Source organism: Mesorhizobium sp. M7A.F.Ca.AU.001.01.1.1 (assembly GCF_004022735.1).
In the GTDB taxonomy this organism is placed as follows: Bacteria; Pseudomonadota; Alphaproteobacteria; order Rhizobiales; family Rhizobiaceae; genus Mesorhizobium; species Mesorhizobium ciceri.
Map to the genome: position 1 here is coordinate 1 of NZ_RZPF01000250.1, position 8,032 is coordinate 8,032.

Consider the following 8,032-nt stretch of genomic DNA (forward strand, 5'->3'; position numbering starts at 1 on the left):
CCCGATCACCCAGGCACTGCCCGCCGGCGATCCCTTTGTCGACCTGCCGGCCCCGGTGGCCGCGACCCCCTGCCTGAACGACAACAAGGCGACGCTCGGTCCAGGCACCTATTGCAGCGGCATGAACCTGAAGGGCAACGTCACGCTTTCGCCCGGCGTTTATGTCGTCCAGGGCAATCTCAAGATAAACGCCAACGCGGCCATCACCGGCGCCGGGGTGACCATCTTCATGTCCGGCAGCTCGACCGTCAGCATGAATGGCAATGCGTCCGTGAAGCTCAGCGCGGCGACTTCGGGCACCTACTCAGGCGTTCTGTTCTACGGCGACAGGACCGGCATGAGTGCATCCAGCACATTCAACGGCACAGCGGACTCGCTTTTGACCGGGGCCATCTATTTCCCCAAGCAGCAAGTGAGCTATCTTGGCAACTTCTCGGGCAATGGCGGCTGCACCAGGGTCGTCGCAAATACGATTCAATGGTCCGGTAATTCAACCATCAATCAGGATTGCTCGAGCCTCGGAGTGCCCAACATTCCAGCCGCGCGGTCCGTGGCACTGTCCGAGTAGCTCCGTGGGGCGCCGGTCGATGCCGATCCTCGGCGATGATTCGGGCGTTGCGGCGGTCGAGTTCGCGATGGTGCTGCCCATTCTGTGCCTGGTGCTGCTTGGTATTCTGGACGGCTGGTCCTACATAACGAGTTCACTGTCGATGCGCGCCGGTGTGAAGACGGCCGCGAACCTGGTCATGAGCGGATCGACCGATGATGCGGCGACCCAGGCCCTTGCCATTGCGAGCTGGGAAAATCGGCCGGAAGACGGCCAGGTCACGCTAAGCCACATCCGTATGTGCGGGACGACCGTGGTCGACGCTTCCACCATGTGCAGTGGGCCCAAGGTGCCGTCGATCTATGTCCAGATACAGGCATCGGGCACCTGGGTGCCGCCAATTGCCTTCGGCGCCTTTGCCGCTCCCACCGTCATCGGTCACCAGGAGGTGATCCGTGTCCGCTAGGGTAAGCGCGTTGCGGCGGGATCGATCGGGCGGGGCCGGGCTGGAGTTCGCGCTGATCGCCCCCTTCCTTGTCATGCTGCTGTTCGGAATATTCGCCTTTGGCTGGTCGATGCACTCGGTCTCCAGTGTTCGCTATACGCTGGAGACGTCAGCGCGCTCGCTGCAGCTTAAGAACACGCTGACCCAGGCCGACATTCAATCGATCGCCACGCAGAAATTGCAGGCCTTGGGGTTCAAGGACGTGAACGTCACGATCGCCATCGACCCGGTGAGCGGCGGCTTCCGCATGGCGCATCTGACCGCCGCCTATGCCTTCGTCATCGACTTCCCCTACTTCAGTTCCTTCCCGATCAACTACGCGACAACCGTTACCGTGCCGCTGCTTGGCAGCGGCTAGGCTGTGGCCTGATAGCCTCGCGCGCCGGGGCTCTGCCAATGCACCGGTTTGGCGGTCGTGGCGCAAGCTTGGCACTCGGCCTGCTTTTTATGGCACGGGGCTAGCTAATATATTCGTTAGTGCTAATATTAAGATTACGTTACGTCATGTTCGACCATCTGTCGGGTGCAATGTGGGGGTTCCAATGAGAGTGGCTGTATTGTGCGCGGCTGTTGTTTTCGCTGCGACCGGTGTCGCTGTTGCCAAGGAAAAGAAGGCGGCGGTCAGTGACGCTGCCGCCTTGTGTTCCACGAAACCGTCGACCAAGAAGCCCGTTGCAAATCTGGACTGCGGTTTCACCGGAACCGCCAAATCGGAAGATAGCGGGGCAAAGGCAGAGCCGCGTCTCGGATACGACTCCAATCCGTGGATCATAACAGGCTTTTGACTTTGCACTGTCGGATGCCGGTTGAAGCGCTGAAGAGGGTCGTCTTGAGCGGCGCGCGACCCGTTCTCATGTAGGCTCCCGCACGCAAACTAGGCAAATAAATACGGACTTGCCACTCGGGGCTTCGCCCCGTTGTCGCAATGCCGTGAAAGCCCAACTCGACCGTGCAATAAAAAGCCCGCCACGGGGGCGACCTGCGGCGGGCTCTTGGAGCGGCTACATCCCTTAGGAATCGACCACTTTGTAGCAGGATTATGACCCGTGTGGCCGCGTTGGCCTATGGTGTGATCGCGGAAGACTGCGCGTCAGTTGAAGAGAGCAGCAGAGAGCCAAGCGAAATTGCCGACATTGGGAGGGAGGTTTGCGCCAAACGCAAATTTTTCTGGTACGCCCAAGGGGAATCGAACCCCTGTTACCGCCGTGAAAGGGCGGTGTCCTAACCGCTAGACGATGGGCGCGCTCAGACGAAGCGGCTTATACTGGCGTTGTGCGCAACCGGCAACCCGTCAGGTGCCACCTTGGACAACTTTTTTCCAGGCCTGCCAAATCAACGGTTTGCCGAGGGCTGGCAGGCTTGACGATTAGCGGCGACACCCATCGTTTCGTCATCCACGGGCGGAGCAAGGAGCGCTCCGTCGCGAAGACCCGAGGATGACGAAGTTGGGGACGCTTCAGCCTATCTCGAATGTTCAGGAGGCTGGAACGATATTGCCGGAACGGCCTTGGCGGCTGACAGGCGTAGGCCGTCAAATAGCGCTGCTAGCCGTCACCGCCGCTGCGCCGGCGGCAGCGCCAGTTCCAGTCGCGCTCGGGACCGACGTCGACGTGAACCGATTCTGTGTGGCAGTATGTGCCGACACCGCCGCGACCGGGCATGCTTCTGATGTAGCTCGCCAGTTCCCATTTCGAAACGCCGGGAACCTGGATGTCGGCGGCGGCGCAATACATGTGCAGCGAATTCTTGGCGCCGTTGGCGCGCCGGTTGCGGGCCGGGTCGCGATAGCCTGACGTCACCGTCATCTTGCGGCCGTAGTGGCCTTCGATCGTCTTCAGCACGCGCACCAGCGACGGCTTCAGGCAGGCCACATCGACGCTTTCGTTCTGCTTGAGCAGCCCGTTGGGCGCCAGCCGGGCCATGCCGGCGGCGGACGCAACCTGATAGGAGCCGCCCACTGGCCCCTCATCCTCGTTGAGGTCGACGTCGCTTTCGTCATCGAGGCCCGACTTGCGCTTGATCTCGAACAGGGCCGTCTGGCGCACGCCGGGCAGGGCATCGCTGCCGGTGATGTGACCGCTATCGCCACCGAGCGAAGCCAGTTGTACCGGCTTGGCCGTGGAATCGGCCGAGGCAAGCGTGATGATCGGTTTTGCCGCTGCTGGCGTCGCTTTTGCCTGCGCCGGGGGCTGCTCGCCCGTCCGGGCGTTGCTGATGAGGGGGGCTGGTGTCGCCGAGGCTGGCGTTGCGCCAAACATCGAGGCGAGGAAGCCTTTCTTCTTTGGTGCTTCGGCCTGCGGCATCTCGCCAGCCGTCACATAGACCGGGTTGTTCATGGCCGGAGCGGCAGCGGGCTTCGGCGCCGCCACGTCGCCGTCGGCCGCGGCAATCTGCTGGGCTACCGCATCGGTCTGCTGCGCGGTCTGTGCCTGCTGCGTCAGCGACTGCGGCGTGTTTCCAACGATGGTTTCGGCGCCCGCCGGCATGGTCAGCGGAAAGGCAGCTCCCGGTTTGGACACAGGCACATAGGCGACCTTTTCAGGCAGCGCCGTGTCGCTTGCCGTCATCACGGTCGTCTGCTCCGTCGTGACATCAGACGAATCGGAGGCGGCGATCGCCTTGCCGCTGGAGGCCGCGTTTACGTCCGATGCGGTGGCATTGTAGCCGGGCATTCCGACCGACATTGCCGGGTCGCCAGCCGAAGTGCAGGAGGCCAGAAGCAAGGAGCAGAGCGCTGCCACAATGGCGCGGCGTTCTCCCTTTGCGAGGCTCCATCCTGCTGATTTCAAAGTCAAATTCCCCCTCGATGTCCGGTCGGCATATCTTGGCGCGGCATGCATGCGTCGCTGCCAAGGTGACCTTTGTCTCCGATCCGGAAACGAGACCTGTGTCAAATCCGCAAGCCTGGAAGTATTTTTGCAGTGATTGCCGAATTACGGCCGCTTGATGGTTGACGACACCATTTCGCCCGCTTTTGGCGGCCCGTCAACTCACCACACATTACAGTCCGTTACACACGGACCTTCACATAGGTGCCCGGAGCATCACCCAAAGTTTTCATATGCTTGCCCGGTTTGCGGGCAGGCACGCGGGTGTTGTCCTTGGCCTCTATCCAGCCTTGCCAGTGCGGCCACCAGGATCCTGGATGGTCGGTGGCATTGGCTATCCACTGGCTGAAGTCGCCCGTCGGCGTAGCCCCGGTCCAATACTGGTATTTGTTGGATGCCGGCGGATTGACGACACCGGCGATATGGCCCGACCCCGCCATCACATACTCGACCGTGCCGCCGAAATATTTCGAGCCGAGGAACACCGAAAGCGCCGGCGCGATGTGATCTTCCTTGGAGGCGAGGTTGTAGACCGGGATGGTGATGTCGCCGAGCGAGACCGTGCGGCCCGCCAGTTCCATCGTGCCTTGCGAAAGGTTGTTCTCGAGATAGCAGTTGCGCAGGTAGAAAGAGTGGTTGGCTGCGGCCATGCGGGTGGAATCGGCATTCCAGTAGAGCAGGTCGAAGGGCAGGGGATCCTTGCCGCGCATGTAGTTGTTGACGACATAGGGCCAGATCAGGTCGCCTGAGCGCAGCATGTTGAAGGCGGTCGCCATCTTGGTGCCGTCGAGATAACCCTTTTCGCTCATCGACTTTTCCACTGCCGCGACCTGTTCTTCGTCGACGAACACCTTCAGGTCGCCGGCATAGGTGAAGTCGACCTGCGTGGTGAAGAAGGTCGCCGACTTGATGCGGTCGTCGCCCTCTTGCGCCATCAGCGCCAGTGCCGCCGCCAGGAGCGTGCCGCCGACGCAATAGCCGATCGCGTTGACGTCGCGTTCGCCGGTGGCCTTCTCGACCGTGTCGAGGCCGTATTGCAGACCCTCGCGGATATAGGCTTCCCAGCTCTTGGTGCCGTGGCGCTCGTCCGGATTGACCCAGGAGATGACGAACACGGTGTGGCCCTGTTCAACCGCCCAGCGAATGAAGGATTTCTGCGGGTTCAGATCGAGGATGTAGAATTTATTGATCCATGGCGGGCAGATCAGCAGGGGCCGCTTGAGCACCGTCTCGGTCGCCGGTTCGTACTGGATGATTTCGGCGACGTCGCTGCGGCCGACCACCTTGCCGGGAGTGGTGGCGATGTTCCTGCCGATCTCGAAGGGCGAGTAGTCGGCCTGCCGCAGCTTCAGGTCGCCCTTGCCGGCGGCGATGTCCTCGGCCAGCATCTTCATGCCGCGCACCAGGTTTTCGCCGTTCGAGGCGACGGTTTCGCGGAACAGTTCCGGATTGGTCAGGATGAAATTCGACGGCGAGATGGCGTTGGACACCTGCTTGACGTAAAAGCCGGCCTTGTGGCGGGTGTGCTCGTCAAGACCTTCGGCGTGCTCGACCAGATCGGCCGCCCAGCGCGAGGTGACGAGATAGGCCTGCTTGAGGAAATCGAAGAAGGCGTTGCGGCCCCATTCCGGGTCGAGGAAGCGCTTGTCGCCGCGCTCCGGCTTGACCGCGTCTTCGGTGTCTTGCGCGGCGTTGCTGGTGCGCTGAATGGCGTTGGCCCAGACCGTCATATAGCCGGAGAACAGCCGCGTCTGCGCTTCCAGCGCGCGCTGCGGATCGGCAAGCCAGTATTCGCTGAGCTTGGAAAAGGTCTTCACCATATCGACGACGGGCTCGGCCACATGGTCGCGCACGTCGCCTTTTTCACGCGGCTCGGCCCAGGCGGAAGCGGCCTTGCCGGCCTGCTCGATCATGCGCGCCATGTTCAGGGCGAAGCGTTCCGGGTCCTTCACCAGATATTGCTCGACGGTCGAAGGCTGGTCATCTTCCGCTTTGCCCGAATCGGGTGTTTTGGACATGGTTGGCGGGGTTCCTCCCGAGGCCTTTTCTTGACATATTAACATGGGACATCCGACCGGGCCAATCTCGCTCTACCTCGGCTGCCAAGGAAACAATATGACGATTAATATTGGCGAGACTGTTTTTTTCGGTGCCGGACGTTTTTGCCGCATCGGCGCGGCGATCGTCCTCATCGGCATTGCCGGGTGCTCGAGCACCAACACGAATGGCCCGACGCCTGTCGCTGTGGGTGCGGGACCGAAGGATACCGGCACCTTCCCGAACCTGAACATCAAGCCGCAAGTGGCGGCGCCGCAGTTCACCGAAGCCGAGAAGAACGCCAAGCTCGCGCAATTGAAGGCGGATGAGAATGCGCAGGCGGCAAAGGGCGGCGGCCCCAAGGTCGTCAACCAGGCGGCGCTGACGGATCTGGCCAAGAAGCATGGCGACGAAACGCTGAAGCAGATCGAAGCCAAATGCGACCCCGCCCTCGACCCTACCTGCAAATAAGTATATAGCGCGCGCCCAACACCCCTTCGCTGTCTGGAACTGCCATGGAAGAATTTCACAAGGTTCGCCGGCTTCCGCCTTACGTGTTCGAGCAGGTCAACCGGCTCAAGGCCAGCGCCCGATCGCGTGGCGCCGACATCATCGACCTCGGCATGGGCAATCCGGACCTGCCGACGCCCAAGGCTATCGTCGACAAATTGTGCGAGGTCGTGCGCGACCCGCGCACGCATCGCTATTCCTCGTCGCGCGGCATTCCGGGCCTGCGCCGCGCCCAGGCCGCCTACTATGGCAGGCGCTTCGGCGTGAAGCTCAACCCCGACACGCAAGTGGTGGCCACGCTCGGTTCGAAGGAAGGCTTCGCCAACATGGCGCAGGCGATCACCGCGCCCGGCGACGTGATCCTGTGCCCGAACCCGACCTATCCGATCCATGCCTTCGGCTTTATCATGTCGGGCGGCGTCATCCGCTCGCTGCAGGTGGAGCCGGACGACGGTTTCATTCCGGCGCTCGAGCGCGGTGTCAAGCATTCGATCCCGAAGCCGCTGGCGCTGATCCTCAACTATCCGTCGAACCCGACAGCGCTGGTCGCCTCGCTCGATTTCTACAAGGATGTGGTCGCCTTCGCCAAGAAGAACGACATCATCATCCTGTCCGACCTTGCCTATTCGGAGATCTATTTCGACGGCAATCCGCCGCCTTCGGTGCTGCAGGTGCCTGGCGCGATCGACGTTTGCGTCGAATTCACCTCCATGTCGAAGACCTTCTCCATGCCCGGTTGGCGCATGGGCTTTGCCGTCGGCAACGAGCGGCTGATCTCGGCGCTGACGCGGGTGAAGTCCTACCTCGATTACGGCGCCTTCACGCCGATCCAGGTGGCGGCGGCACACGCGCTCAACGGCGACGGCGCCGACATCGCCGAGGTACGCGACATCTACCACAAGCGCCGCGACGTGATGGTCGACGCCTTCGGCCGCGCCGGCTGGACCATTCCGGCACCGGCGGCATCGATGTTCGCCTGGGCGCCGATCCCGGAGCCGTTCAAGCATCTCGGCTCGCTCGAATTCTCCAAGCTGCTCATCGAACATGCCGACGTGGCCGTGGCGCCCGGTGTCGGCTTCGGCGAGCATGGCGACGAATTCGTGCGCGTTGCTCTGGTCGAGAACGAGCACAGGATCCGGCAGGCGGCGCGCAACATCAAGCGCTTCCTGTCGACCAGCGCCAAGCAGCCCAACAATGTCGTGCCGCTCTCCGCTCACCGGTAAGCTTGCCGCACGCAAATTCGATCTGACTTTGAGGGACGTCGCCGGACATGGCTGAAGCATTGCGTGTTGGAATTGCCGGCCTCGGCACGGTCGGTGCATCGGTGGCGCGCGTGCTGCGCGACAAAGCGGTGGAACTGACCCGCCAGTGCGGCCGTGACGTGATCGTCACCGCCGTCTCGGCGCGCGACCACAAGCGCGATCGGGGCGTCGATTTGAGCTCTGCAAAGTGGTTCGACGATCCGGTCAAGATGGCCCAGACCGCAGAAATCGACGTGTTCGTCGAACTGATCGGCGGCGACGAGGGCCCGGCGCGCTCATCGGTGAAGACGGCACTCGAAGCCGGCCGTCACGTCGTCACCGCCAACAAGGCGCTGCTGGCCAA

6 protein-coding genes, 1 tRNA gene and 2 pseudogenes are annotated in these 8,032 nt (G+C 62.2%); 6 read left to right on the forward strand and 3 right to left on the reverse strand.

The window, feature by feature from the left end; translation table 11 throughout:
* From EN884_RS16850 to EN884_RS16860, 3 genes and pseudogenes are all read left to right on the forward strand, one after another.
* Nucleotides 1-568 (forward strand): annotated as a pseudogene (locus tag EN884_RS16850) (hypothetical protein); the annotation flags it as partial.
* Nucleotides 569-587: 19 nt separating this feature from the next.
* Entirely contained in the window at nucleotides 588-1,013 is a 426-nt protein-coding gene (locus EN884_RS16855) for a TadE/TadG family type IV pilus assembly protein (protein WP_032808908.1), read from the forward strand.
* Complete coding sequence (locus EN884_RS16860; protein ID WP_013531997.1) at nucleotides 1,003-1,410, forward strand: TadE/TadG family type IV pilus assembly protein; 408 nt, start codon at nucleotides 1,003-1,005, stop codon at nucleotides 1,408-1,410. The genes EN884_RS16855 and EN884_RS16860 overlap by 11 nt, the downstream gene beginning before the upstream one ends.
* A gap of 810 nt (nucleotides 1,411-2,220) precedes the next feature.
* Here EN884_RS16860 and EN884_RS16870 read toward each other — a convergent pair.
* From EN884_RS16870 to phaC, 3 genes are all read right to left on the reverse strand, one after another.
* A tRNA-Glu gene (locus EN884_RS16870) sits at nucleotides 2,221-2,295 on the reverse strand.
* Between the two features lie 301 nt (nucleotides 2,296-2,596).
* Nucleotides 2,597-3,847, reverse strand: coding sequence for a YcbK family protein (locus tag EN884_RS16875; RefSeq protein ID WP_032808955.1), 1,251 nt, complete (start codon nucleotides 3,845-3,847; stop codon nucleotides 2,597-2,599).
* A gap of 215 nt (nucleotides 3,848-4,062) precedes the next feature.
* On the reverse strand, nucleotides 4,063-5,898 hold the full coding sequence (gene phaC, locus EN884_RS16880; protein WP_063167870.1) for a class I poly(R)-hydroxyalkanoic acid synthase: 1,836 nt from the start codon (nucleotides 5,896-5,898) through the stop codon (nucleotides 4,063-4,065).
* 97 nt (nucleotides 5,899-5,995) lie between these two features.
* Between phaC and EN884_RS16885 the strand changes: the two genes are divergently transcribed.
* The 3 genes and pseudogenes from EN884_RS16885 to EN884_RS16895 all read left to right on the forward strand — a co-directional run.
* Nucleotides 5,996-6,388, forward strand: coding sequence for a hypothetical protein (locus EN884_RS16885; protein ID WP_063167871.1), 393 nt, complete (start codon nucleotides 5,996-5,998; stop codon nucleotides 6,386-6,388).
* Nucleotides 6,389-6,432: 44 nt separating this feature from the next.
* Nucleotides 6,433-7,650, forward strand: a complete 1,218-nt coding sequence (locus tag EN884_RS16890) for an LL-diaminopimelate aminotransferase (RefSeq protein WP_013531991.1) — start codon at nucleotides 6,433-6,435, stop codon at nucleotides 7,648-7,650.
* A gap of 47 nt (nucleotides 7,651-7,697) precedes the next feature.
* A pseudogene (locus EN884_RS16895) lies at nucleotides 7,698-8,032 on the forward strand (homoserine dehydrogenase); the annotation flags it as partial.